This window comes from Streptomyces sp. Tue6028, from assembly GCF_002300165.1.
GTDB classification, from domain to species: domain Bacteria; phylum Actinomycetota; class Actinomycetes; order Streptomycetales; family Streptomycetaceae; genus Streptomyces; species Streptomyces siamensis.
Genome location: NZ_MLCE01000006.1, coordinates 49,407 through 73,640, shown reverse-complemented (window position 1 = coordinate 73,640; position 24,234 = coordinate 49,407). Strand labels below are relative to the sequence as shown.

The window sequence follows — 24,234 nt, the reverse complement described above, 5'->3', positions numbered from 1 at the left end:
CGCGGCGTCAGGCGGCCTGGCGCGGCATCACGGGGATGCGCATCGGGCGCGAGCCCGGACCACCCACGTGGGAGAACGGCTGCATGCGCCAGTCGAGCCCCTGAGGGAGCGTCAACAGCAGGGCCATGTCCTGCTGTTGGGGTTCCGCGGACTCGTCCGCGGGTCGTGCGTCGGCCGCCGCGCGGCCGGTACCCGAGCAGACCGTGAGCCCGAACGGGTTCCACGGCGAGGCGCACAGCGCGTGCTCCGGCAGGAACTCCTCGTCAGCCAGGAGCGCGATGGGCTGCGCGCAGTCCGGGCAGGTCACCCGGTACATCTCGAAGGTGTCGTACGCGTCGAACTCCTCGCCGTCCAGGGCGTCCGGTTCGACGCCCTCCGGCTCGGGCTCGACAACCGGCTGCTGCCGCTTGGGTGCCGTACGACCAGGGCGCTTAAGACTCTGCATGGGATTCTCCCCCTCGGGTGGGCCGACAAGGCGCTGCGGCCTCGACCACAGCAAGCACTTCCCGTCCGGTCTCTGCGGTAATCACGAGAACATCACGGACCCGGTTGCATGCGTGTGGTGTTCGTCACATGCCGTGTGCAGGTGCCCGGCGCGGTCGTTTTGTCCCCCGCGCGCCGCACGGCTCACGCACAGACACATCACAAACAGGGTATGACCTGCGCCGCTGAGGTATCCGGGGGATCAAGCGCCCTGTAAGTTCTTGCGTCATGGAGGAGCTGGACCGACAGATTGTGCAGCTGCTCGTCGCAGACGGGCGGATGAGTTACACCGACTTGGGCAAGGCCACCGGCCTGTCCACGTCCGCCGTGCATCAGCGGGTGCGTCGGCTGGAGCAGCGCGGCGTGATCCGCGGCTACGCGGCGGTCGTGGACCCGGAGGCCGTCGGGCTGCCCATGACCGCCTTCATCTCGGTGAAACCGTTCGACCCCAGCGCCCCGGACGACATCGCGGAGCGTCTCGCCGACGTCCCGGAGATCGAGGCCTGCCACAGCGTCGCCGGCGACGAGAACTACATCCTCAAGGTGCGCGTCTCCACCCCGCACGAGCTGGAGGAGCTCCTCGCCCGGCTGCGCACCCTGGCGGGTGTGTCGACCCGTACGACGGTCGTGCTGTCCACCCCCTACGAGGCCCGACCGCCCAGGATCTGACGTCGTTCGCCCCCTTTTGCGGGCCCCGCGCGCGGGGAGCGTGCCGGCAGGCGCGAGACTGTCCCCATGAGTGAGAGCACCGCCTCGTCGGACACCGTGCTGCTGCGCGGTGGAGAGGTCCACAGTCCCGCCGACCCCTTCGCCACCGCGATGGTCGTGGAGCGAGGACAAGTCGCCTGGGTCGGCTCCGAGGGCGCGGCCGACGCCTTCGTGGACGGGGTCGACGAGGTCGTGGACCTCGAAGGCGCCCTGGTCACCCCGGCGTTCACGGACGCGCACGTGCACACCACCGCCACCGGGCTCGCGCTCAGCGGCCTCGAGCTGTCCGACGCCCGCTCCCTGGACACGGCCCTCGCCCTGGTGCGCGACTTCGCCGCCGCCCACCCCGGCGACCGGGTGCTGCTCGGGCACGGCTGGGACGCGGCCCGCTGGCCCGGCGGGCAGTCCCCGACGCGCGCCGCACTCGACGAGGCCACCGGCGGCCGGCCCCTCTACCTCTCCCGCATCGACGTGCACTCGGCCGTGGTCACCACCGCGCTCCTCGACCTGGTCCCGGGCGTCACGGGCCAGGCCGGTTACTCGCCCGACGGCCCCCTGACCCGCGACGCCCACCACGCCGTGCGCGCCGCGGCCCTCGGCGCCGTCACCGGCGAGCAGCGCACCCGGGTCCAGCGCGCGGCCCTCGCGCACGCCGCCTCGCTCGGCATCGGCTCCGTGCACGAATGTGGTGGCCCCGACATCTCCTCGGAGGACGACTTCGCCGCCCTGCTGCGGCTCGCGGCCGAGGAGCCCGGCCCCCGGGTCGTCGGCTACTGGGCCGAGGCGGGCGAGGAAGGCATCGAGAGGGCCCGCGCGCTCGGCGCGCTGGGCGCGGCGGGCGACCTCTTCGCCGACGGCTCCCTCGGCTCGCACACCGCCTGCCTGCACCAGCCCTACGCCGACGCCGGGCACACCGGCACCGCCTACCTCGACGCCGCCGCGGTCGCCGCGCACGTGGTGGCCTGCACCGAGGCCGGCCTCCAGGCGGGCTTCCACGCGATCGGCGACGCCGCCGTGGCCTCTGTGGTCGAGGGCGTGCGCGCCGCCGCCGAGAAGGCCGGCCTGGCCCGGGTCCGGGCCGCCCGGCACCGCGTCGAGCACGCCGAGATGCTCACCCCCGAGACGATCGCGGGCTTCGCCGAGCTCGGCCTGACCGCCTCCGTGCAGCCCGCCTTCGACGCGCTGTGGGGCGGCGAGGACGGCATGTACGCGCAGCGTCTCGGCGCCGAACGCGCTCGCGCGCTGAACCCCTTCGCCGCCCTCCTGCGCAGCGGCGTACCGCTCGCGTTCGGCTCCGACAGCCCCGTCACCCCGCTCGACCCGTGGGGCACCGTACGGGCCGCCGCCTTCCACCGCACACCTGAGCACCGGGTGTCCGTACGCGCCGGGTTCACGGCGCATACGCGGGGCGGCTGGCGGGCCGTCGGACGTGACGACGCGGGCATCCTGGTGCCCGGTGCGCCCGCCGACTACGCCGTCTGGCGCACCGGCGACCTCGTCGTACAGGCCCCGGACGACCGCGTCGCCCGCTGGTCGACGGACCCCCGGTCCGGCACGCCCGGACTGCCGGATCTGACCCCGGGAGGCGACTTGCCCGTCTGCCTGCGCACCGTCGTCGGCGGTCGGACGGTATTCGTACGGCCTAACGAGTGATGTCCGGGGGTGGCGTGGCCCCCGTCGTCGTCCGCGGCTTCGTCGCGCGACCTGCGCATCCTCCGCACTGACCAGGGGTTTGTGTGGAAAACCGCAGCTCAGACGACTGTTGACACCGGGCGGCAGGGGGCCGGTAGGTTCGGCCGGGTCCACCACCGGACGTCCGACCGGGGAACTTCCGCGCGGCCGTCGAGGCGCCGCTGGGTCAGGGGTGATGTGCCGCACCGGCGCACCACCACTGGGAGCCAGGCCCAGCGCCCGCGCCACGACGCGAGGGAACGTTCCGACAAGTCGGCAGGTGTGACCCGGGTGGGGCCCGGACGTTCAGTAGACAACGGCTTTCGGTCGACTCGCAGCCAGCGGGTCCCTGGTCGGCCCGAAGGGCGCCGGGCCCCGATCCCGCAACACGTCTCCAGCCTCCGGAAACGCAGTCTTACCCCGCTCTTGTCGAATCGACACCCCGGTACTGACGCGCAGACGCAGGAGTGCAGGTTGGGCGCACTATGGTGGACCTCTGCGTACGGACATGAAGGGGCAGCAGTGAACGACGGCGACGGGACCCTCGCGGCACAAGCCCAGGGGAGGCAGTTCGGCCCGCTCGGCACGGCCTTGGTGATCATCCCGACCTACAACGAGGCGGAGAACATCAAGCGGATCGTCGGCCGCGTACGCGCCGCCGTGCCCGAGGCCCACGTCCTGGTGGCCGACGACAACAGCCCGGACGGCACCGGCAAGCTGGCCGACGAGCTGGCCGCCGAGGACGACAACGTCCAGGTGATGCACCGCAAGGGCAAGGAAGGGCTCGGCGCCGCGTATCTCGCGGGCTTCCGCTGGGGCCTCGAGAACGGGTACGGCGTGCTCATCGAGATGGACGCCGACGGCTCGCACCAGCCCGAGGAGCTGCCGAGGCTGCTGACCGCGCTCAAGGGCGCGGACCTCGTGCTCGGCTCCCGCTGGGTGCCGGGCGGCCGGGTGGTGAACTGGCCCAAGTCCCGTGAGTTCATCTCCCGCGGCGGCAGCCTCTACTCGCGCGTGCTGCTCGACGTGCCGATCCGTGACGTCACCGGCGGCTACCGCGCCTTCCGGCGCGAGACCCTCGAAGGCCTCGGACTCGGCGAGGTCGCCTCCCAGGGCTACTGCTTCCAGGTGGATCTCGCGCGCCGCGCGGTGAAGGCGGGCTACCACGTCGTGGAGGTCCCCATCACCTTCGTGGAGCGGGAACTCGGCGACTCCAAGATGAGCCGCGACATCCTGGTGGAGGCGCTGTGGCGCGTCACCACGTGGGGTGTGGGGGAGCGGGTCGGACGGATCACCGGGCGGAAGTCCTCCTGACGCACCCCGGGCGCCACCGCGGGGCATCCCCGGCGCCCGGCCGCCCGTCATCTTGCCCCTCGCCCAGGCGGGGGCGCTCTCCGGTGGAGGGTGGGCCGGCCGATCATTCGCTTATCCCGTACTGAGCCGGGTCCAGGCACACTGGGAGCATGACGACTGGCGCTCCGACTTCCTCCTACCCCGCCCGGCCGCGGCGATCACGGCTGCGCACCTTCCTGCCGCTCGGCATCGCGGCGTGGCTGGTGCTGGAGATCTGGCTGCTGACCGTGGTCGCGGGGACGGCGAGCGGCTTCGCCGTGTTCCTGCTGCTGGCCGCCGGGTTCGTGCTCGGCGGGGTGGTCATCAAGCGCGCCGGGCGCCGAGCCTTCCGCAACCTCAGCGAGACGCTGCAACAGCAGCAGAGCGGTGTCGCGCCCGCCGGCCAGGGCGGCCGGGGCAACGGCCTGATGATGCTCGGCGGTCTGCTGCTGATGATCCCGGGACTCATCTCCGACGCCGTGGGTCTTCTCCTGCTGATCCCGGCTGTCCAGAAGGCCGTCGGCCGGTACGCGGAGCGCACCCTCGACCGCAAGATGCGGGAGGCCGTCCCCGGCACCTTCGGCGACGCGTTCCAGCAGGCCCGCATCCATCGCCCCGACGGCAAGGTGGTGCCGGGCGAGGTCATCAGGGACGAGGACCGGCCGAGCCCGCAGCCCGGGGAGTACCCGCCGCTGACCCGCTGACCTCCGGGCGCCGTACGCCCGTCGCGAGGACCCCGCCCGGCCGAGGGCGGGGTCCTCGCGCATGCGGTGCGAGGTGCCCGCGTGGCGCGACCGGGGTACTCGCGAGCGGCGAAGGGCGGGTCGGGGCTGTGCCGGGCGCCTGTGCGGGACTGGGGGCGCGGGACGACCCATTTCTGGGGCGCCCGGAGGTCGGGACGGCCCGCGACGCGGCCCGGGGCAGCACGCGGGACGTGCTCAGGGCTGCACGCGGCCGGGGGCAGCACGCGGGACGTGCTCAGGGCTGCACGCCAGAAGTCAGGGCTGCACGCGAGACGTGGCCCAGAGCAGCACGAGACCGCGGACCCGTACGACTGACGTACGTGCCCGCGGTCTCGGCGTGCGTTGTGTATGCCGTCCGGCCCCGTGGGGTCAGGCGGACTTGCGGCTGTCCCGCGGATGCACCGCGATGTTCATCGCGCCGGAGCGCAGGACGGCCAGGCGCTCTTCGAGGACCTCTTCGAGTTCCTCTCGGGTACGCCGCTCCATCAGCATGTCCCAGTGGGTACGCGCGGGCTTGGCCTTCTTTTCCTCAGGGCCGTCGCCGTCCACGAGGAGTGCCTGGGCCCCGCAGACCTTGCACTCCCACTCCGGCGGGATCTCCGCCTCGACCGAGAAGGGCATCTCGAACCGGTGCCCCTTCTCGCATGCGTACTCCACGGCCTGGCGCGGGGCCAGGTCGATGCCGCGGTCCGTCTCGTAGCTGGTCACCACGAGGCGCGTGCCGCGAAGAGCTCGCTCACTCATGAATCGTGCCTCCCGGGCTTGTCGCCCACAGGACAGGTGTCGCTGTCGTCGTCATCCGGTCAACGTCCGGTCGGCGGTAAAGATTCCCGTTGCGGGTGATGCGTCGCCGTCGTAGCCGCCCCTTGTTGTACCCACAGCCGCCCGGTTTGTCACATCTGGGAACAGATGTCACCCAACGCTTCAGCATCTTTGACGCGCAGTAACGGTACGCCTGGTAGGCCAAACGCGTACACTACCGCTCTTTGGCGCCGGGTGCTAAATCCTGTCCGGTACGGGATTCCCCGCGTCGCGGACCGCCTGACCCACCGAGACCCGGGCGAGCAGCACGAACCCGATGACGAAGAAGGCCACCAGCGAGATGATCGCGTCCCGATAACTTCCGGTGAGCTGGTACGTCAGACCGAACAGCAGCGGCCCGAGCCAGCTCATCCCGCGGTCGCTCATCTCGTACGCCGAGAAGTACTCCGCTTCCTTGCCGCGCGGCACCAGATGCGAGAACAGGGAGCGCGACAGCGCCTGACTGCCGCCCAGGACCAGGCCGATGCCGGCCGCGAGGACGAAGAACCAGACGGGCCTGCCCGCGGGGAGGAAATACCCGGCCCCCAGGGTCACCGTCCAGGCGACGAGCGAACCGAGGATCGTACGTTTCGCGCCGTAGACGCGGGCCAGCCGCCCCATGCCCAGCGCGCCGCCGACGGCGAGCACCTGGACCAGCAGGACGGCCACGATCAGGGTGGACTGGCTCAGCCCGAGCTCCTCGGAGCCGTACACGGAGGCCTGCGAGATGACGGTCTGGATGCCGTCGTTGTAGACGAGGTACGCGAGCAGGAACGCGAGGGTGAGCGGTTTGCCGCGCATGTCCCGCACCGTGGCCGCCAGCTGCCGCCAGCCGTGCACCGACGGCCCCCCGGCGGGGGTCGTACGGCGGTCCCGCAGCCGTTTGAGGGGGACGAGGGTGAAGGCGCCCCACCAGATGCCCGCCGACGCCAGACAGATGCGGACCGCCGTCGACTCGGAGACGCCGAAGGAGTCGTGGCTGGTGAACAGGACCAGGTTCGCGACCAGCACCAGGGAGCCGGCCGCGTATCCGAAGGCCCAGCCCCTGGACGAGACGGCGTCGCGTTCCTCCGGCGGGGCGATCTGCGGCAGGTAGGAGTTGTAGAGGACCATCGACACGGCCACCGACGCGTTGGCGACGACCAGCAGCGCCCCGCCCAGCAGATAGCGGTCGCCGTCCAGGAAGAACATGCCCGTGGTGGCCGCGGCGCCCAGATAGGCGGCGGCCGCGAGCAGCGGCTTCTTGCGGCCGGTCCGGTCCGCCGCCGCGCCCGCCACCGGCATCACGAGGATCGACAGGACGACGGACGCCGAGACCGCGTAGGCGAAGAAGGAGCCGGCGCGGACCGGGACGCCCAGGGGGTGGACGAAGCCGTCCGCGTCCGCCGCGTGCTCCGCCACCGACGTGAGATAGGGGCCGAGGAAGACGGTCAGCACGCTCGTCGAGTAGACGGAGCAGGCCCAGTCGTAGAAGTACCAGCCGCGCTGCTCGCGACGGCGCTCGGCGGCCTCGTCGGCCGGCTCCGTGCGCACGGTGTCAGTGCTCACCCGTGCCCCTCGCTTCCCCGTGAACGGACCGCGCGAGGAGGCTCAGAACCAGGTGCCCCGGTCTTCCAGGACCTTGCGCAGCGTGTCGATGTGATCGGTCATGATGCCATCGACTCCCAGGTCCAGGAGCCGGTGCATCCGTTCCGGTTCGTTCACGGTCCACACGTGCACCTGGAGCCCGCGCGCGTGCGCGGCCCGTACGAAGCGGCGGTCGACCACCGGCACACCGGACTGCGACTCGGGCACCTGGGCGGCGACCGCGGAGCGGCGCAGCGGCGCGGGCACGCCCCAGGAGCGCAGCCGCAGGCCGAGGACACCGCGGGTGCCGTACGACGTCGCGAGGCGCGGCCCGGCCAGGCGCTGGGCGCGCGCGACCCGCGCCTCGGAGAAGGAGCCGAGGCACACGCGGTCCCAGGCCCCGGTCCGCTCGACCAGGTCGAGGAAGGGCCGGAGCGCGGGTTCGGCCTTCACGTCCACGTTCCAGCGCACGTCGGGGAAGGTGTCGAGCAGCTCCTCGAACAGCGGCACCGGTTCCTCGCCCGCCACGCGCGCGTGGCGCACGTCGTCCCAGGGGAGGTCCGCGATCCGGCCCGCCCCGTCCGTCACCCGGTCCAGGGTGTCGTCGTGGAAGGCGACGAGCCTGCCGTCCGCCGTCACGTGTACATCGGTCTCCATGTAGCGGTAGCCGGTCTCCACCGCGCGGCGGAACTGGGCGAGGGTGTTCTCCAGGCCGTCCGCCGCCCCGCCCCGGTGCGCGAACGCGATCGGGCCGGGATGGTCGAGGTACGGATGGCGTATGCGCGTGCTCACCCGGGCAGTATCGCGCGCTCCGGTTGCCCGGTGGCAACGATGGCGCTGCCGGCCGATGCCGTCGGGACGGAGAACACACGCAGGAAGAGCTGGGCGAGGGGGCCGATCGCGACCGCGTACAGCACCGTGCCGACGCCGACCGTGCCGCCGAGCGCGAAGCCTGTGGCGACGACGGCCAGTTCGAGGACCGTGCGCACCACGCGGATCGAGCGGCCGGTGCGCCGGTGCAGGCCCGTCATCAGACCGTCTCGGGGACCCGGGCCGAAGCGCGCCGAGATGTAGAGGCCGGTCGCCACGCCGTTCAGCAGGACGCCCGCCACCAGCAGCGGGATCCGCACCGCCAGTGTGTGCGCGTCGGGCAGCAGCGCCAGTGTGCCGTCCATCGCGATGCCGACCACGAAGACGTTGGAGACGGTACCGAGGCCCGGGCGCTGGCGCAGCGGGATCCACAGCAGCAGTACCGCCGCCCCCACGATGATCGACACCACGCCGATCGTCAGACCGGTCAGCTCGGCGAGCCCCTGATGCAGCACGTTCCAGGGCTCCAGGCCGAGCCCCGACTCCACGAGGAGCGCCGAACTCGCGCCGTACAGGGCCAGGCCCACGTACAGCTGGACGAGGCGGTGCGGCAGCCGCCGGGACAGGGGGCCCGAGGGGCCCTCGACGGGGTGCGAACGCGCGGAGCGAATGGACAAGTGGTGCCCCCTGTGGTCGGACTGGCCTGGCTCGTGACACTCTGTGGCTTGAGAAGAAAAGCCATCCATGGCCAATTCGGGGAAGGTGGACTGGAAATCATGGCGCAGTGGACCTCGGCGGTGGGCGCCGCACAGCTCGCCCGGCTCCTCAACTCCCAGCAGGAGCGGCCCGCGGGCCCCGGGACCCGCCGTCCGCCCGCCTACCGCGCCCTCGCCGACGGCATCCGGCTGCTGGTGCTGGAGGGCCGGGTGCCGGTCGCCGCGCGGCTGCCCGCCGAGCGGGAACTGGCACTGTCCCTCTCCGTCAGCCGTACGACCGTCGCCGCGGCCTACGAGGCGCTGCGTGCCGAGGGGTTCCTGGAGTCCCGGCGCGGCGCGGGCAGCTGGACCGCCGTGCCGGCCGGCAACCCGCTGCCCGCGCGCGGCCTGGAACCGTTGCCCCCCGAGGCCCTCGGGTCCGTGATCGACCTCGGCTGCGCGGCGCTGCCCGCACCCGAGCCATGGCTCACCCGTGCCGTGCAGGGCGCCCTGGAGGAGCTGCCGCCGTACGCGCACACGCACGGCGACTATCCCGCCGGGCTGCCCGCGCTGCGCTCGATGATCGCGGAGCGGTACACCGCGCGCGGGATCCCGACCATGCCCGAGCAGATCATGGTGACCACCGGGGCGATGGGCGCGATCGACGCCATCTGCCACCTGTTCGCGGGACGCGGCGAGCGCATCGCCGTCGAGTCCCCCTCCTACGCCAACATCCTCCAGCTGATGCGCGAGGCCGGAGCCCGGCTGGTGCCCGTCGCCATGGCCGAGGGGCTCGCGGGCTGGGACATGGACCGCTGGCGTCAGGTCCTGCGCGACGCGGCCCCCCGTCTCGCCTACGTGGTCGCCGACTTCCACAACCCGACCGGCGCCCTCGCGGACGAGAGCCGGCGGCGGGGGCTCGTGGAGGCGGCACGCTCGGCGGGCACCGTGCTCGTCGTCGACGAGACGATGAGCGAGCTGCATCTGGAGGACGGGCTGGACATGCCGCGCCCGGTGTGCGGCTTCGACCCCGCGGGATCGACCGTCATCACCGTCGGCTCCGCGAGCAAGGCCTTCTGGGCCGGGATGCGGATCGGCTGGGTGCGCGCCGCTCCCGACGTCATCCGCAGCCTGGTCGCCGCCCGCGCCTACGCCGACCTGGGCACACCCGTGCTGGAGCAGCTCGCCGTGAACTGGCTGCTCAGCACCGGAGGCTGGGAGCAGGCCGTGGACATCCGGCGCGGGCAGGCCCGGGAGAACCGCGACGCCCTGGTGGCCGCGGTGCGGCGTGAGCTGCCCGGCTGGGAGTTCTCGGTGCCCCGGGGCGGCCTCACGCTGTGGGTGCGGACCGGCGGGCTGTCCGGCTCCCGGCTGGCCGAGATGGGCGAACGCGTCGGCGTACGCGTCCCCTCCGGCCCCCGCTTCGGTGTGGACGGCGCCTTCGAGGGCTATGTACGCCTGCCGTTCACCGTGGGCGGCGCGGTGGCCGAGGAGGCCGCGGTGCGCCTGGCGGCGGCGGCCCGCCTGGTCGAGAGCGGTGCGAGCACCGGGAACGAGGCGCCGCGCACGTTCGTGGCGTAGCGGCCCCCGAAGCCCCCGAAGCCGTACGGCCGAGGGCCACGCCGCCACGCGCACCGGGCTTCAACAGCATCAGGCCCGAGCCGAGGGACGTCGGCTCAGGCCTGATGGGAAGGTGCGGAAGGGGATGGGAGTCTCAGCCCTCGGCCACCACCGGGAGGGACGCCGTGGGCTGGGAGTCCGCGGTGACGGACTTCGCAGGCTGCGCCTCCGCGGGGAGCGCCTCGACGGGCCGGGTGTCCGGGGCACCCGGAGTCGTCCGTCCGGGAAGCAGGTCGAGCACGGCCTGCCGTTGCGCCTCGCTGGTCGTGTCGTCGTACGGGTCCGGAGTCGCCGGAACCTGGAGCCGGAGGACGGGCCCGCTCCCGAGCCGGGCGTAGCCGCGCCCGGGCGGGACGTCCCGGGTCGGCGTGGTGTGCGGCGGGGCCCCGAGCACCGCTTCCAACTGCTCGGAGGACGCCGCGCCGAGCACCACGCGCGCGCGGGTGTGCTGCCGCACGGCGTCGCTGAGGCAGTCGAGGCTGTCGAAGTGCTCCGCCACCACCACCATGACGCCGGCCGCCCTGCCGTGGCGGAGGGGGACCTGGAGGAGCCCCTGCGGGTCGTTGCGCCCGTCGGCTGCGGCGAGGTGACCCAGAGCGCTGGGCCGGTCCAGCAGGATCCACAACGGGTTCTTGACGTCGTCCGGAGCGGGGTGCCCCGCCTGCCGGGCGCGGTTCGCCGCGATCAGCCGCCGCTCCGTCTCGTGCGCCACCCACTCGAGGCTCGCGAGAGCCCCGGACGGCGCGCACTCGACGGCCAGCACACCGTCCCTGCCGGTCAGGCAGGCGTACTCGCCGGTGCCCGCGCCCTCGACGACGACCACGTCGCCGTGCTGGAGGGCCTGGAGGGCGATGGAGCGCAGCAGGGTGGTCGTGCCGCTGCCGGGCTGGCCCGCGATCAGCAGGTGCGGCTCGGTCGAGCGGACACCCGTGCGCCAGACGACGGGCGGGACGTCCCGCTGCTCCGCGCCGTGGGTGAGGGGCAGCGTGCGCTGGACGTCGGCGGGGTCGGTGAATCCGAGGACCGTCTCGCCCGGCGCGGTGACGAAGCGCTGGGCGGCGATGTCGGTGGGGAGGGGAGGCAGCACGTCGACCGTGAGTTCGTTGCCCTCCTCGTCCCACGCGAAGTGGTACTCGCGGCCGCGCCCCGACTTCGCGTGCAGCAACTGCTCGATCCGGGCCCGGGACTCCGCCTCGCCGTCCGTGAAGTACGCCGGATAGCGGACGAGGAGACGGGACACGCGTCCGTCGTCGTCGAACTCGAACGAGGTGAAGGCCTTCTCCCAGTCGCCGCCGTGGGCGTACAGGGGAGCGGGGTCCTCGGCCGTCGAGAAGTACGGGACCAGGGCCTCGTACAGCGACTGGAGGCGCTGGATCTGGGACTCGTCGGGGCCCGTGGGCTCGGGCGCCGCGCGTTCGCGTCCGGTCCACGCTGCCGCCGCCATCAGGCTGATGGCGGCGAGCAGCGGTCCGTACGGCAGCAGAGCCACGACCAGGACCGCGGAGGCCGCCAGGAACAGCAGCGGCCCGCGCCGGTCCTTGGGGGTGTCGGCCCACTTGCGCCGTCCGGCCCCGGCCAGCCGGCCCAGTCCACGGGTGATCGTGATCAGCGGGTGGAGGACATCGGTGGCGCTGTCGGCCGCCGTCCTGGCCAGCTCCCGGCTTCGGGCGATCTGCGCGCTGCCGTTGCTGAGAATGCGGGGGAGGGGGCGCCGGGCCACTGCTGTCTCCTGGTGGTGCGTGCGAGGGGGAGGGGCGTCAGAACTTGATCCCGCCGAGGAGGCTCGCCAGGCTCTCGCCACCGGCCTTGATGCTCGGTGCGATGGCCGTGCTCGCCAGGTAGAAGCCGAACAGGGTCGACACCAGGCAGTGCGACGCCTTGAGGCCGTCCTTGCGGAAGAAGAGAAAGACGATGACGCCGAGCAGGACCACACCTGAGATGGACAGGATCATTTGAGCTCTCCTGGTTCGTGGGGACAGTCACCATGAGTACTTCCAGGATCACAGGATGTATCCATACGATAAAAGGTGCAACTGGGTGATTTCCTGGCGATTTCATCCAAGTGGCAGAGCCGTCCTGAGGCGCCCGGGCCGTCCTGATGCGTCCGCCGTCGGCCCGTGGATCCGCTGTGATCTTTGCCGTCGGCCGGGCCGGTCATGTGCCGCCGGAGCCAGTACGCTGGCGATTCACCCGTACGGGCGCATCCCCGGCCCCGTGCAGGTCCGGGCGTGACAGCTCCGCTCGCTGTCGTAAGCTCCCGCAGTCCCCGTTGTAGTCGTTGTGAGAGGCGGTCCGGCCGATGAGTGAAGCCCCCGACCCCGAGGTCGTGGAGCTGGCGACCAAGATCTTCGATCTGGCCCGCCGCGGCGAGACCGAGACGCTCGTGGCGTACGTGGACGCGGGTGTTCCGGCCAACCTCACCAACGACCGCGGTGACTCGCTCGTGATGCTCGCCGCCTACCACGGCCACGCCGAGGCCGTCCGCGCCCTGCTGGAGCGCGGCGCCGAGGCCGACCGCGTGAACGACCGAGGCCAGACACCGCTCGCCGGTGCCGTCTTCAAGGGCGAGGAGGCCGTGATCCGGGTGCTTCTGGACGCCGGTGCCGATCCCGCCGCCGGGACACCCTCGGCCGTCGACACCGCGCGCATGTTCGGCAAGACCGAACTGCTCGAATTGTTCGGCGCGCACTGACGCGTATGTCCTGACCAGGCGAAACGCAAAAAACGGGGGAGGCGGTACGGGGCCGCCGGAAATACGGTCGCGGCAGGAAGAACTGCCGAGTCATCATGACGTCGTGATTCACGGACGCGATGGCTGGGCAGGTGTTGCCGCACCGCGCGGGCCGTGATTCGGCCCGCATGGGCCACCGACGAGAGGCAGAGGAAGATGGTCTACAGCAAGCAAGAAACGGCGGGCGCTCCGACGTGTTGTCACGCGGCCAGGTAATCCAGGTTCCCGGTTGCGTCGACGCTTGATGTGAGGCTGTTTCCCATGTTCGAACCGGTCATAGCGCCCAGCGCCACGCTGCTCGGCCTGCTCCAGAGGGGCCGCGGCGACGGCACGCTGCATGCGCTCACCGCACCGCGAGCCGAAGCGCTCGCGGCTCTGAACCACTGTGTGCTGCGGGACCCCCGCCATGACTGGCAGGTGGAGAACCGCTCCCTTTACTACGCCCGCCTCTACCTCGACCTGAGCGGCGAGCTCGACGAGATCGAGCGCCACCTCTTCGACGTCGAGGACACCCTCGACGAGTGCGAGTCACGCACCGGGCTCACCCTGGCGGTGCTAGGCCACCTCGCTTCGTACGGCAGGCGCGACGCGCTCGAACTGCTGCGCAGGTACGCCGCCGTGGGCACCAACTGGGCCTGGGCGCTGGACGAGCTGGCGCTGCGTGACGACGACGCGGGACTGCGCGCCCTGGCCGCGCCCGTGCTCGCCCGGTTCCCGGCCGATCCGGAGGGCGAGGCCGCCCTCGCCACCGCCGTGCGCGACGCCTTCGAACCCCGGCCCTGGCGACTGTGGGCCGACGATCCTCGCGCGTCCGTCGGCACGCGCGTGCGTGCCGCTCAGGAGGCCGGCTCCTTCGACCGCTGGCAGCGCCAGATGCGACCCAGCGGGCCCCGGCCCGGCTGGAGCGTGCAGGCGGTCTTCGACTGGGCGCAGCAGGGCATCGACCGCGGCGCGGCGCTGCACGTCCCCGCCGCCCGCTGCCTCATGGCCGTCGCGGGTCCCGAGGACCGGGCGGAGATCGTCGCGGCCGCACGCGACGGCGGGGAGGGCGCGCGCTGCACCGCCCTGCGCTATCTCGCCGACGGCAACGACCCCGAAGCCCTCGACCTGATCGAGGCGGCCGTCGCCACCGGTTCGACGGCCGTCGTGGACGCCGCCGTCGACGCCTTCGAGCGGATGCGTAGCGTCGCCGCCGTCGACCGGGCGCGCGGCTGGGCGCACCGGCCCGACGTCCTGGGGGCCGCCGCCGGGCGGATGCTCGCCTGCCGGGGCGGGGCCCAGGACAGCGAACTGGTCCTCGACGCACTGCGCGAGGCGGTACGCGGCGAAGGCCCCGACGCGCCCACCCTGTGGACCCTCGTCGACGGCGCCGGACGGCTCGGCATCGCCTGTGCCGCCCCCGTGCTGCGGCACATCTACCGGGAGACGGCGTCGTCCCATCTGCGCGGGCGCGCCGCACGCGCCCTGGCCGCCACCGACCCCTCGTTCCCCGCCGGCTTCGCCGTCGAATGCCTGTGGGACTGCGAGGAGACCACCCGCGAGGTCGCCGCACGGCACGCCGAGACCGGTGACGCGCGCGTGGTGGACCAATTGCGCCGGCTGGCCGCGGATCCGGCCGAGGAGGCCGATGTCCAGACAGCGGTCCGCAGCCGGATCGGACCCGACATGCCCGCCGTATGAACGTTCGGTGACCCGTGAGTCAGGGGGGCGTGGACGCGGGCTGACCTGGACAGGGGCGCAGCGCAACGCTCATGGGACGTTCCCCGCGCGGAAAGATCCACTTTGACGCGTCCACGTCCGGCACGGCGACAACACCGGTATGCGTGTCGTCATCGTGACCGAATCCTTTCCCCCCGATGTGAACGGCGTGGCCCACTGCGCGCTCCAGACCGCCCGGCACCTCGTCGATCGCGGTCACGCTCCCCTCGTCGTCGCTCCGGCGTCCCCCAAGTCCTCGGCGTCGCCCAAGTCCGCCGCGTCCGCCAAGTCCGTCCCGTCCCCGACCGATTCCCCGTTCTCCCCTCCGCCCGGGTGGGAGGACACCCACGGACGGGGCGGTGAACCCGTCGCCGGGACGGGGGCCGACGCCTCGGCGCCCTGCCCCGTCGTCCGTGTCCCCTCCCTCCCGCTCCCGGGCTATCCCCAGGTCCGCGTCGCCCTCCCCAGCCGACGTGTCGCCGCCGCGATCACCGAACACCGCGCCGACATCGTCCACCTGGCCAGCCCCTTCGTCCTCGGCGTGCGCGGCATGGCCGCCGCCGCCCGGCTCGGCATCCCCGCCGTCGCCGTCTACCAGACCGACCTCGCCGGCTACGCCCGCACCTACATGGGCGCCGGCGAAGCCACCGCCTGGCGGCGCATACGCTCCGTCCACGCCGCCGCCGACCGGACCCTCGCCCCGTCCAGCGCCGCCCTGGCCGATCTGGAGGCGCACGGCGTGCCCCGGGTGCGACTGTGGCCGCGCGGCGTCGACACGGTCCGCTTCCGCCCCGGACACCGGGACGAAAGGCTGCGCCGCGAATTGGCGCCCGACGGCGAACTGATCGTGGGCTACGTCGGCCGGCTCGCCCCCGAGAAGCACATCGAACTGCTGGCCGGCGCCTGCGGCCTCGACGGCGTGCGTGTGGTCGTGGTCGGCGACGGTCCGAGCGAGACGACCCTGAGGGGCGCCCTCCCCGGCGCCGTCTTCCTCGGCCGTCGCACCGGCGACGAACTCGCCCGCATCTTCGCCTCCCTGGACGTCTTCGTGCACACCGGCCCCTTCGAGACCTTCTGCCAGACCGTGCAGGAGGCCATGGCGAGCGGCGTGCCCGTCGTCGCACCCGCCGCGGGCGGACCGCTCGACCTGGTCGCCCACGGCCGCACGGGACTGCTGGTGCCGCCGCGCGACGCCGGCGCCGTACGGGACGCGGTGGCCGCCCTGGCCGCCGACCCCGGCCTGCGCAGGGCCTACGGCACCGCGGCGCGGGACATGGTCGAGGGCCGCACCTGGGCCGCCGTGGGCGACCAGCTCATCGGGCACTACACGGACGTGCTCTTCGCGCGGAAGCCGGTGGCGGCATGAAGCTGCGCATCGTACGGCTGGCCAACTTCGTCGCCCCCGCCTCCGGCGGCCTGCGCACCGCGCTGCGCGAGCTGGGCGCCGGCTACCGGGCGGCCGGGCACGAACCGGTCCTCGTCGTCCCCGGCGAGCGCGCGAGCGACGAGGAGACCGAACAGGGCCGGGTGATCACGCTGCCCGGACCGCTGCTGCCCGGGACGGGCGGCTATCGGGTGCTCACCGACAAGCGGCGGGTGGCAGGGCTCCTGGAGTCCCTCGCGCCCGACCGCCTGGAGGTCTCCGACCGGACCACCCTGCGCTGGACCGGGGTGTGGGCACGGCGGGCCAGGGTGCCCGCAGTGATGGTCTCCCACGAGACCGCCGACGGGGTGCTGCGGACCTGGGGGCTGCCGGAGGGGCTGGCCCGGCGGACAGCCGACGCCCTCAACGTCCGCACCGCGCACACCTACGCGCGCGTGGTGTGCACCACCGAGTTCGCCGAGCGCGAGTTCGTCCGGATCGGCGCCCGCAACGTCGTCCGTGCCCCCCTGGGCGTCGACCTGGTGGGACGGCATCCCGCGCTGCGGGACGACGCGCTGCGGGCCCGCCACACGCGCGGGGGCGAGGTGTTGCTCGTGATGTGCTCGCGGCTGTCGGTCGAGAAGCGGCCGGGCACGGCGCTCGACGCGCTGGAGGCGCTGCTGCGGCGCGGACAGCGGGCCGTTCTCGTCGTCGCCGGGGACGGGCCGCTCAGGGCCCGGCTCGAACAGCGCGCACGGGAGCGGAACCTGCCCGTCACGTTCCTCGGGCACGTCGCCGACCGTGCCGCCCTGGGCGCTCTCCAGGCCACCGCCGACGTGTGCCTGGCGCCCGGTCCTGCCGAGACGTTCGGGCTCGCCGCGCTGGAGGCCATGGCCTGCGGGACCCCCGTGGTGGCCAGCGCGCTGTCCGCCCTTCCGGAGATCGTCGGTGCGGCCGGCGCCACGGCGGCGGACAGCGGGGAGTCCTTCGCGGACGCGGTACGGCTGCTGCTCGGCCGGCCCGAACGCGAGCGCAGGGACGCGGCACGCGCGCGTGCGGAGTGCTTCGGCTGGGGCGACGCCGTGGCCGGCTTCCTCGCCGCGCACGACGCCGAGGTCCAGGTGCGGCCGCGTCTCCAGGAGGGCGTGGGATGAGACCGCTTCGGTTCGTGGCCCTCGGCGACTCGCTCACGGAAGGCGTGGGCGACCCCGTGGGCGAGCGCCGTCGGGGATGGGCCGCGCTGCTGGCCGACGGCCTCGCCCGGTCCGTCGACTTCACCAACCTCGCCGTGAGCGGGGCACAGACCCGCGATGTGCTGGAGCGGCAGACACCGGTGGCGCTGGCCCTGCGGCCGGACGTGGTGTCCGTCGTGATCGGCGTCAACGACACCCTGCGGTGCACCTTCGACATCCATGCCGTGGCCGCCCGGCTCGACAAGGTGTACGCGGCCTTCCGGGGCCAGGACGCCGTCCTGCTCACCGCGTGCCTGCCGGACCCCGGCGCCATGCTCGGGCTGCCGGGCGCCCTGGCCCGCCCCCTGGCCCGGCGGCAGCGGGCGGTCAACACCGTCGTGCACGCGCTGTCCGAGCGGTACGGGGCGGTGCACCTGCACGCCGCGGAGGGCGCGTGGCTGCGGGACCGCGCGATGTGGAGCGCGGACCGGCTGCACCCCGGAGAGCGCGGGCACCGGCAACTCGCCCTCCGCTTCCATGCGTTGCTCACGCGCGAGGGCATCGCCGAGGGGACGGCGCCCCGCGCCGAGCCCGAGTTCCCGCCGCCCACCCGGTCGGCCGGCCTGTGGTGGCTGGCCACCGCGGGCACGGGGTGGGTGGCCCGCCGCTGCACGGACCTGCTGCCGCAGCTCCTCACCCTCGCCGCCGCCGAGGTACGGCACCGGGCGCGCGGCACCAGCGCCCGGCTCGACCTGAGCGCCTCGCACGCCGTGGCATCCGCGCTCGCCGCCCTCTCGGCGGCCGAACAGCCGGACGTGGCATGAGGAGCGGGGTGCGACCTTCTTCGGGCGGCGCATGGCTGCCGGGTGCCGGTGTGCGACTGCGTGGCAGTGGCGTACGGATGCCAGGTGTCGGTGTGCGACTGCGTGGCAGCGGTGTACGGACGCTGGGTGTCGGTGTGCGACTGGGCGGCAGCGGCGCATGGCTGCTGGGTGTCGGTGTGCGACTGGGCGGCAGCGGTGTACGGATGCCGGGTGTCGGTGTGCGACTGCGTGGCAGCCGTATCCGGATGCTCGGTGTCGGCCTACGCCCGTGCGACATCGGCGCAGGGGTGCCCGGTGTCGGCGTGCGGCCCCGCCCCGGCGGCGCGCCCGCGCTCGTCGGCCGCGTGCTCAGCGACGGCGTACGAGCATGAAGCGGACCGGCGTGCCCGGCACCGCCTGAGCGGCTGCCGGGAGGTCGGCGCGACGGACGACCGCGATCACCGGGTACCCGCCGGTGGTCGGATGGTCGGCGAGGAACACCACCGGTCTGCCGTCCGGCGGTACCTGGACGGCGCCCAGGACCAGGCCCTCGCTAGGGAGTTCGCCGGAGACGGCCCTCTCCAGCGGGGGCCCGTCCGTCCGCAGGCCGATGCGGTTGCTCGCCGAGGACACCCGGTACGGGCGTGTGGTGAGGGTGCGCAGCGCCGACGCCGTGAACCAGTCGTCGCGCGGACCTGGGGTCACGCGCAGCACCAGTTCGGAGGGCGGCGCGACGTGCGGGACGACGTCCACGCGCGCGTGGAGCACGCCGGGCCGGCCCACGGGCAGCACCGTGCCGTCCGTGAGGGGCACCGGGCCGAGGCCCGAGAGGAGGTCGGTGGAACGGCTCCCGAGGACCGGCTCCACGGCCACGCCTCCCGAGACGGCCACGTAACTGCGCAGCCCCGCGCGCACGGAGCCGACGTCCAGGAGTGCCCCGGCAGGCACGTGCACGGGCGCGCCCCAGGCGGCGGGACGGCCGTCCACCGTCACCGGGCACGGCGCTCCCGTCACCGCCACGACGACCGCCGAACGCGGCCGCAGGGCGCAGCCGTCGAGCGTCGTCTCCAGGACGGCCGCCCCGGCCGGATTGCCGACGAGCCGGTTGGCCAGTGCCGCCGCGGGCGGGTCGAGCGCGCCGGAGCGCGGTACGCCGAGGTGCGCGTGGCCGGGGCGGCCCTCGTCCTGGACGGTGGTGAGGGCTCCGGATCGGACGACCGACAGGGCACGGTCCGTCATGAGAGCTCCGCCGGGACGAAGCGGACCCGGGCACCCGGTGTCAGCAGCGCCGCGGGCACGCGCGCGTGGTCCCACAGCACCGCGTCCGTCGTGCCGATCAGCTGCCAGCCGCCCGGCGAGGAACGCGGGTACACGCCCGTGTACGGACCGGCGAGCGCCACGGAACCCGCCGGGACCGCCGTGCGCGGGGTCGCCCGGCGGGGCACGTCGTACCGGGTCGGCAGCCCCGTGAGATAGCCGAAGCCGGGGGCGAACCCGCAGAAGGCGACCCGGAACTCGGCCGCCGCGTGGATCGCGGGCACCTCCCGCTCGTCGACACCCCACAGAGCCGCGACGTCCGCAAGGTCGGGGCCGTCGTAGCGCACGGGGATCTCGACGGCGCCGTCCGCGCGCGCGGGCAGCGGCGGGATGTGCCACGAGGGCAGCCGCCCGGCCAGTCCCACGGGGTCGTCCACACCGTCCAGGAGGACGGTACGGGCCGCCGGCACGATCTCCCGCACGGACAGGGACCCCTCGGCGCGACGACGCAACAGCTCCGCGTGCAGGGCCTGGGCGGCGTCGCCGGAAGGGACCTCGACGAGCAGGGCGTTCTCCCCGACGGGCAGCGCCCGCACCCCGTCCCCCGGGGGCCGGGCCGCGATCCCGGTCCCGGCGGACGGGGCGGTGCTTTCCCCGAGGGGTGCGGCCGTCATGCGAACGCCTCCACGCGGACGCCGGAGGACTCCAGGCGTTCGCGCACGCGGCGGGCCAGGTCGACCGCGCCCGGGGTGTCCCCGTGCAGGCACAGAGAGCGTGCCCGGACCGGGATGCGGGTCCCGGACAGGGCGCTCACCTCACCGAGGCGGGCCAGCCCCACCGAGCGCTCGACCACGGCCTCGGCGTCCGTGATGACCGCGCCGTCCTGGCTCCGCGGCACCAGCGTGCCCTCCTCGGTGTACGCGCGGTCCGCGAACGCCTCGGTGGCGGTGGGCAGCCCGGCCTGTTCGGCGAGTTTCAGGAAGCGGGACGACGGCAGGCCGAGGACGGGCAGGGCGGCGTCCGCGAGCCGGACGCCCTCGACGACCGCCGCCGCCTGCTCCTCGTCGTGCACCACACGGTTGTAGAGCGCGCCGTGCGGCTTCACGTACGCGACACGTGCCCCGGCCGCGCGCGCGAAGACCTCCAAGGCACCGATCTGGTAGGCCACTTCGGCGGCCAGCTCGTCCGACGGCACGTCCATCGCGCGCCGTCCGAACCCCGCCAGGTCCCGGTAGGAGACCTGGGCACCGATCCGCACGCCGCGCTCGGCCGCCAGCGCGCACACCCGCCGCATGGTGGCCGCGTCCCCGGCGTGGAAGCCGCAGGCCACGTTGGCGCTGGTGACGACGGACAGCAGTTGCTCGTCGTCGGTCAGCCGCCAGCGGCCGAAGCCCTCGCCGAGGTCGGCGTTGAGATCGATCGGGGTCATGGGGAGCGGTCCCTCCTGTTCGGTCGTCGTGGGCCGCGTCACGCCACGCGGTACTGCTCGTCACGGGTGTCCGTGAGGAACATCTGACCGGGTGCGTGGGTGATCGCGAAAGGGGGGCGGGAGGCCATCACGGCAGCCTGGGGCGTGACACCGCACGCCCAGAACACCGGGATGTCGTCCGGCGCGAAGTCCACGGGATCGCCGAAGTCGGGGCGTGCGAGGTCCTCGACGCCCAGCCCCGACGGTTCACCGCAGTGGACCGGCCCGCCGTGCACGGCGGGCAGCAGACTGCTCTCCCTGATCGCCGCCGCCAGATGCTCGGGCGGGACGGGGCGCATCGACACCACCATCGGGCCGTGCAGCCGCCCCGCGGGCCGGCACTGACGCGCCGTCACGTACATCGAGACGTTGCGGCCCTGTTCGATGTGGCGCATCGGTACCCCCGCCTCGCTCAGCGCCCACTCGAAGGTGAAGCTGCACCCGATGAGGAAGGACACCAGGTCGTCACGCCAGCGGTCCAGCACGTCCGTCGGCTCGTCGACCAACTCGCCGTGCTCCCACACCCGGTAGCGCGGAAGGTCGGTGCGCAGGTCGGCACCCTCGGCGAGCGGAGTGGTCCAGGCACCGGCGTCGGTGACGTCCAGCACCGGGCAGGGTTTGGGGTTGCGCTGGCAGAACAGCAGCATCTCGTACGCCCAGTCGGCGGGGACCGAGATGAGGTTCGCCTGCGTGTGGCCCGCGGCGACCCCCGCGGTGGGGCCGGACAGGCCCGAACGGAAGCGGGCCCGCGCCTCTGCGGGCGTCCACGCGTGCGCGTGGCCGTCGCGGTCGGGCGCGCCCGTTGCGGGGAGTTGCCGGCCGGGGAGACTCGACGGGCGCACCTGGAGGGTGTCCTTCACAGGAGTTCCTTCCCGCGCGTCTCGGGGAGCCCGAGGAGGGCCACCGCGGCGAGGGCGTAGCCGATCGCGCCGAAGACCAGCGCGCCGCCCACACCCCAACTGTCGGCCAGGAAACCGACGGTGGTGGGGAAGACCGCGCCCACGGCACGCCCGGTGTTGTACGTGAAGCCCTGCCCCGTGCCGCGCACCGCGGCCGGGTACAGCTCGCTCAGGAACGAGCCGAAGCCGCTGAAGATGGCCGACATGCAGAAGCCCAGCGGGAAACCGAGCACGAGGAGCAGGTCGTCGGCGCCGCTGGGTATGTTCGCGTACGCGAGGATGCAGGCCGCCGAGAGGATCGCGAAGAGCAGGATGTTGCGCTTGCGGCCGAGCTTGTCGGTGAGGTGACCGCCGGTGAGGTAGCCGATGAAGGCCCCGGAGATCAGGAACGTGAGGTAGCTGCCGGTGCCGACGACGGACAGACCGCGTTCCGTCTTCAGGTAGGTGGGCACCCAGGTGGCCAGCGTGTAGTAGCCGCCCTGGACTCCGGTGGAGAGCAGGACCGCGAAGAACGTGGTGCGCAGCAGGCCGGGACCGTCGGCGCCGGCGGGCTTGAAGATGGCGGTGAACGAGCCCTTCCGGGCGCTCTTCTCGCGCTGGGCGGCCGCCTCGGGTGCGTCCTGCACCTTGCGGCGGACCCAGACGACGAGCAGTGCGGGCAGCGCGCCGGTCCAGAACATCACGCGCCAGGCGAGGTCGTCGTCGACGTACTGGAAGACCAGCGTGTAGACGACGACCGCGAGCCCCCAGCCGACGGCCCAGGAGCTCTGGACCGCGCCGAGCGTACGGCCGCGGTGGCGAGGGCTCGCGTACTCGGCGACCAGGATCGCGCCGACCGCCCACTCGCCGCCGAAGCCGAGGCCCTGAAGGGCCCGGAACACCAGCAGTGTCTCGTAGTTGGGCGCGAAGCCGCAGGCCACGGTGAACACCGCGTAGGTGGCCACGGTGAGGAGCAGCGCCTTCACGCGCCCGATGCGGTCCGCGACGACACCGGCGACCGCGCCGCCGATCGCCGAGACGACCAGCGTGACCGTGGTGAACAGGCCGGTCTGGCCGCTGTCCAGGCCGAAGTACGCGGCCAGCGCGACCATGCTGAGCGGCAGTGTGAAGTAGTCGTACGAGTCGAGGGCGTAGCCGCCGAAGGCGCCGCCGAAGGCGCGGCGGCCCCGCGGGCCGAGCGCCCGCAGCCAGCCGAACGCGCCGTCCTGATCGGCGGGTTCGGGTGCGCCCGGCCGGGCGTCGGGGGTCAGGGCCTGGGACGGAGGGGTTGTGCTCATGGGCACCTCACAGTGAGGGGACGGAGGGTGCTTGGGGCTGAGCGGTGCGGCGCGCGGACGGCGGACGCCGGAGCGGTGCGTGTGCGGGTCGGCGGCCTGCCGTGCGCGGTCGTGCGGGCGGTGCGGGTGCGAGTACTGCGGCCTGGCGTGTGTGAGTCCTGCTGCCTGGCGTGTGCGGTCGTGCGAGCAGGTGCGTGCGTGTGCGGTTCGTGGCTGCGCTGGAAATGCGTCCGCAGCCGTACGAGCAACACCTATGCGGTTATGGGTGATTTGTCCGCGATTGTTCGGGTGGTGCGGTGAAGCCGAGCGGATGACGCCTGACCGTCAAGGTAGAGGATCGTTGAACGATCCCTCAATACCCATGTTGTTTCGTTCTTGTATCTGCGATTGAATTCCGGGCATGGCAGAGCTGACGGGACTGGCCGACGATCGCGCCCTGCTGGGCCGCACCAGCACCGCCGAGCGGGTCTCGGACATCCTCAGGAGCCGTATCGCCGACGGGTTCTTCCCGCCCGGCACGCGGTTGTCCGAGGACAGCATCGGCGGGGCGCTCGGCGTCTCCCGCAACACCCTGCGGGAGGCCTTCCGGCTGCTCACGCACGAACGGCTGCTGGTCCACGAACTCAACCGCGGCGTCTTCGTGCGGGTGCTGACCGTCGACGACGTCGAGGACATCTACCGCACCCGCTCCCTCGTCGAGTGCGCCGTGGTCCGGGGCCTCGGCGAGCCGCCGTACGCCGTGGACGGCCTCGCCCACGCCGTCGCCGACGGACAGCGGGCGGCGCGCGAAGGCGACTGGAAGGGCGTCTCCACCGCCAACATCCACTTCCACCGGGAACTGGTGGCGCTCGCCGGGAGCGACCGCACCGACGAGCTGATGCGCAGCGTCTTCGCAGAACTCCGCCTCGCCTTCCACGTGGTGGACGACCCCCGGCGGCTGCACGAGCCCTACCTCGTCCGTAACCGCGACATCCTCCGCACCCTCCAGGACGGCGACCGGGACGGCGCCGAGCGACTGCTCTCCGTCTACCTCGACGACTCGCTCAGAGGACTCGTCGAGGTGTACGGGCGGCGGGTGGCCGACGCGGCGCAGGGCACCGCCTGACCGGGCCGGGGGGCCACCCCCGCGCCCGTCGT

24 protein-coding genes are annotated in these 24,234 nt (G+C 73.2%); 12 read left to right on the top strand and 12 right to left on the bottom strand.

The features are described 5' to 3' along the window. Positions 1–7: 7 nt before the first annotated feature. Complete coding sequence (locus BKI49_RS05000; RefSeq protein WP_095932974.1) at positions 8–445, bottom strand: hypothetical protein; 438 nt, start codon at positions 443–445, stop codon at positions 8–10. A gap of 266 nt (positions 446–711) precedes the next feature. On the opposite strand from BKI49_RS05000, the gene BKI49_RS04995 reads away from it, so the two are divergent. The 4 genes from BKI49_RS04995 (at position 712) to fxsA (ending at position 4,898) form a co-directional block, all read left to right on the top strand. Further along, on the top strand, positions 712–1,152 hold the full coding sequence (locus tag BKI49_RS04995) for an Lrp/AsnC family transcriptional regulator (protein WP_028803629.1): 441 nt from the start codon (positions 712–714) through the stop codon (positions 1,150–1,152). 66 nt (positions 1,153–1,218) lie between these two features. After that, the gene (locus BKI49_RS04990; RefSeq protein WP_095932973.1) at positions 1,219–2,844 is read left to right on the top strand and encodes an amidohydrolase; all 1,626 of its coding nucleotides are present in this window, start codon (positions 1,219–1,221) and stop codon (positions 2,842–2,844) included. 540 nt (positions 2,845–3,384) lie between these two features. Continuing rightward, positions 3,385–4,176, top strand: a complete 792-nt coding sequence (locus BKI49_RS04985; protein WP_095932972.1) for a polyprenol monophosphomannose synthase — start codon at positions 3,385–3,387, stop codon at positions 4,174–4,176. A gap of 149 nt (positions 4,177–4,325) precedes the next feature. After that, complete coding sequence (gene fxsA, locus BKI49_RS04980) at positions 4,326–4,898, top strand: FxsA family membrane protein (protein WP_095932971.1); 573 nt, start codon at positions 4,326–4,328, stop codon at positions 4,896–4,898. A gap of 408 nt (positions 4,899–5,306) precedes the next feature. On the opposite strand, the gene BKI49_RS04975 is transcribed toward fxsA, so the two are convergent. The 4 genes from BKI49_RS04975 to yczE all read right to left on the bottom strand — a co-directional run bounded on the left by BKI49_RS04975 (position 5,307) and on the right by yczE (position 8,791). Further along, positions 5,307–5,681: an RNA polymerase-binding protein RbpA gene (locus BKI49_RS04975; RefSeq protein WP_003977404.1), complete on the bottom strand. Its 375-nt coding sequence runs from the start codon at positions 5,679–5,681 to the stop codon at positions 5,307–5,309. A 255-nt stretch (positions 5,682–5,936) separates the two neighbouring features. Further along, the gene (locus BKI49_RS04970; RefSeq protein WP_095932970.1) at positions 5,937–7,286 is read right to left on the bottom strand and encodes an MFS transporter; all 1,350 of its coding nucleotides are present in this window, start codon (positions 7,284–7,286) and stop codon (positions 5,937–5,939) included. A 42-nt stretch (positions 7,287–7,328) separates the two neighbouring features. Continuing rightward, a complete protein-coding gene (locus BKI49_RS04965) occupies positions 7,329–8,096 on the bottom strand; it encodes a glycerophosphodiester phosphodiesterase family protein (protein ID WP_095932969.1) in 768 nt (255 codons plus the stop codon). Then, a complete protein-coding gene (gene yczE, locus BKI49_RS04960; protein ID WP_257004621.1) occupies positions 8,093–8,791 on the bottom strand; it encodes a membrane protein YczE in 699 nt (232 codons plus the stop codon). Before yczE ends, BKI49_RS04965 begins: the two co-directional genes overlap by 4 nt. Positions 8,792–8,890: 99 nt before the next feature. On the opposite strand from yczE, the gene BKI49_RS04955 reads away from it, so the two are divergent. Further along, positions 8,891–10,390 (top strand): SCO1417 family PLP biosynthesis transcription factor, encoded by a 1,500-nt coding sequence (locus BKI49_RS04955; protein ID WP_095932968.1) that lies wholly within the window; start codon positions 8,891–8,893, stop codon positions 10,388–10,390. 133 nt (positions 10,391–10,523) lie between these two features. Here the strand turns inward: BKI49_RS04955 and BKI49_RS04950 are convergent, their stop codons facing one another. Further along, positions 10,524–12,149, bottom strand: a complete 1,626-nt coding sequence (locus BKI49_RS04950; RefSeq protein ID WP_095932967.1) for a P-loop NTPase family protein — start codon at positions 12,147–12,149, stop codon at positions 10,524–10,526. 37 nt (positions 12,150–12,186) lie between these two features. Further along, a complete protein-coding gene (locus tag BKI49_RS04945; RefSeq protein WP_028803620.1) occupies positions 12,187–12,381 on the bottom strand; it encodes a hypothetical protein in 195 nt (64 codons plus the stop codon). A 347-nt stretch (positions 12,382–12,728) separates the two neighbouring features. On the opposite strand from BKI49_RS04945, the gene BKI49_RS04940 reads away from it, so the two are divergent. The 6 genes from BKI49_RS04940 (at position 12,729) to BKI49_RS34975 (ending at position 18,588) form a co-directional block, all read left to right on the top strand. After that, a complete protein-coding gene (locus BKI49_RS04940; RefSeq protein WP_095932966.1) occupies positions 12,729–13,121 on the top strand; it encodes an ankyrin repeat domain-containing protein in 393 nt (130 codons plus the stop codon). 300 nt (positions 13,122–13,421) lie between these two features. Next, positions 13,422–14,840: a HEAT repeat domain-containing protein gene (locus tag BKI49_RS04935; RefSeq protein WP_095932965.1), complete on the top strand. Its 1,419-nt coding sequence runs from the start codon at positions 13,422–13,424 to the stop codon at positions 14,838–14,840. Between the two features lie 139 nt (positions 14,841–14,979). Next, positions 14,980–16,224, top strand: a complete 1,245-nt coding sequence (locus BKI49_RS04930) for a glycosyltransferase family 4 protein (protein WP_095932964.1) — start codon at positions 14,980–14,982, stop codon at positions 16,222–16,224. Then, positions 16,221–17,375, top strand: coding sequence for a glycosyltransferase (locus BKI49_RS04925; RefSeq protein ID WP_095932963.1), 1,155 nt, complete (start codon positions 16,221–16,223; stop codon positions 17,373–17,375). Before BKI49_RS04930 ends, BKI49_RS04925 begins: the two co-directional genes overlap by 4 nt. Beyond that, positions 17,372–18,217 carry an SGNH/GDSL hydrolase family protein gene (locus BKI49_RS04920; protein WP_095932962.1) on the top strand — a complete coding sequence of 282 codons (846 nt, stop codon included), beginning with the start codon at positions 17,372–17,374 and terminating at the stop codon, positions 18,215–18,217. Before BKI49_RS04925 ends, BKI49_RS04920 begins: the two co-directional genes overlap by 4 nt. 92 nt (positions 18,218–18,309) lie before the next feature. Beyond that, positions 18,310–18,588: a hypothetical protein gene (locus tag BKI49_RS34975; protein WP_143658381.1), complete on the top strand. Its 279-nt coding sequence runs from the start codon at positions 18,310–18,312 to the stop codon at positions 18,586–18,588. Here BKI49_RS34975 and BKI49_RS04915 read toward each other — a convergent pair. The 5 genes from BKI49_RS04915 to BKI49_RS04895 all read right to left on the bottom strand — a co-directional run bounded on the left by BKI49_RS04915 (position 18,566) and on the right by BKI49_RS04895 (position 23,097). Then, positions 18,566–19,435, bottom strand: a complete 870-nt coding sequence (locus tag BKI49_RS04915) for a 5-oxoprolinase subunit C family protein (RefSeq protein WP_095932961.1) — start codon at positions 19,433–19,435, stop codon at positions 18,566–18,568. The genes BKI49_RS34975 and BKI49_RS04915 overlap by 23 nt on opposite strands. Next, positions 19,432–20,049 (bottom strand): 5-oxoprolinase subunit B family protein, encoded by a 618-nt coding sequence (locus BKI49_RS04910; RefSeq protein WP_095933141.1) that lies wholly within the window; start codon positions 20,047–20,049, stop codon positions 19,432–19,434. The genes BKI49_RS04915 and BKI49_RS04910 overlap by 4 nt, the downstream gene beginning before the upstream one ends. A gap of 74 nt (positions 20,050–20,123) precedes the next feature. Further along, positions 20,124–20,882, bottom strand: a complete 759-nt coding sequence (locus tag BKI49_RS04905; RefSeq protein ID WP_095932960.1) for a LamB/YcsF family protein — start codon at positions 20,880–20,882, stop codon at positions 20,124–20,126. A 38-nt stretch (positions 20,883–20,920) separates the two neighbouring features. Beyond that, positions 20,921–21,763, bottom strand: coding sequence for a putative hydro-lyase (locus BKI49_RS04900; RefSeq protein ID WP_095933140.1), 843 nt, complete (start codon positions 21,761–21,763; stop codon positions 20,921–20,923). A 14-nt stretch (positions 21,764–21,777) separates the two neighbouring features. After that, complete coding sequence (locus BKI49_RS04895) at positions 21,778–23,097, bottom strand: MFS transporter (protein WP_095932959.1); 1,320 nt, start codon at positions 23,095–23,097, stop codon at positions 21,778–21,780. 400 nt (positions 23,098–23,497) lie between these two features. Between BKI49_RS04895 and BKI49_RS04890 the strand changes: the two genes are divergently transcribed. Further along, positions 23,498–24,202, top strand: a complete 705-nt coding sequence (locus BKI49_RS04890) for a GntR family transcriptional regulator (protein WP_095932958.1) — start codon at positions 23,498–23,500, stop codon at positions 24,200–24,202. The last annotated feature ends 32 nt before the right edge of the window (positions 24,203–24,234 follow it).

What these genes read in the sequence shown, in the direction of transcription:
- BKI49_RS04905 (WP_095932960.1), bottom strand. Translation starts at nt 20,882, where the DNA reads ATGACCCCGATCGATCTCAACGCCGACCTCGGCGAGGGCTTCGGCCGC.
- BKI49_RS04995 (WP_028803629.1), top strand. Translation starts at nt 712, where the DNA reads ATGGAGGAGCTGGACCGACAGATTGTGCAGCTGCTCGTCGCAGACGGG.
- BKI49_RS04925 (WP_095932963.1), top strand. Translation starts at nt 16,221, where the DNA reads ATGAAGCTGCGCATCGTACGGCTGGCCAACTTCGTCGCCCCCGCCTCC.
- BKI49_RS04920 (WP_095932962.1), top strand. Translation starts at nt 17,372, where the DNA reads ATGAGACCGCTTCGGTTCGTGGCCCTCGGCGACTCGCTCACGGAAGGC.
- BKI49_RS05000 (WP_095932974.1), bottom strand. Translation starts at nt 445, where the DNA reads ATGCAGAGTCTTAAGCGCCCTGGTCGTACGGCACCCAAGCGGCAGCAG.
- BKI49_RS04930 (WP_095932964.1), top strand. Translation starts at nt 14,980, where the DNA reads ATGCGTGTCGTCATCGTGACCGAATCCTTTCCCCCCGATGTGAACGGC.
- BKI49_RS04990 (WP_095932973.1), top strand. Translation starts at nt 1,219, where the DNA reads ATGAGTGAGAGCACCGCCTCGTCGGACACCGTGCTGCTGCGCGGTGGA.
- BKI49_RS04955 (WP_095932968.1), top strand. Translation starts at nt 8,891, where the DNA reads ATGGCGCAGTGGACCTCGGCGGTGGGCGCCGCACAGCTCGCCCGGCTC.
- BKI49_RS04915 (WP_095932961.1), bottom strand. Translation starts at nt 19,435, where the DNA reads ATGACGGACCGTGCCCTGTCGGTCGTCCGATCCGGAGCCCTCACCACC.
- BKI49_RS04890 (WP_095932958.1), top strand. Translation starts at nt 23,498, where the DNA reads ATGGCAGAGCTGACGGGACTGGCCGACGATCGCGCCCTGCTGGGCCGC.
- BKI49_RS04940 (WP_095932966.1), top strand. Translation starts at nt 12,729, where the DNA reads ATGAGTGAAGCCCCCGACCCCGAGGTCGTGGAGCTGGCGACCAAGATC.
- BKI49_RS04945 (WP_028803620.1), bottom strand. Translation starts at nt 12,381, where the DNA reads ATGATCCTGTCCATCTCAGGTGTGGTCCTGCTCGGCGTCATCGTCTTT.
- BKI49_RS04975 (WP_003977404.1), bottom strand. Translation starts at nt 5,681, where the DNA reads ATGAGTGAGCGAGCTCTTCGCGGCACGCGCCTCGTGGTGACCAGCTAC.
- BKI49_RS04895 (WP_095932959.1), bottom strand. Translation starts at nt 23,097, where the DNA reads ATGAGCACAACCCCTCCGTCCCAGGCCCTGACCCCCGACGCCCGGCCG.
- fxsA (WP_095932971.1), top strand. Translation starts at nt 4,326, where the DNA reads ATGACGACTGGCGCTCCGACTTCCTCCTACCCCGCCCGGCCGCGGCGA.
- BKI49_RS04935 (WP_095932965.1), top strand. Translation starts at nt 13,422, where the DNA reads ATGTTCGAACCGGTCATAGCGCCCAGCGCCACGCTGCTCGGCCTGCTC.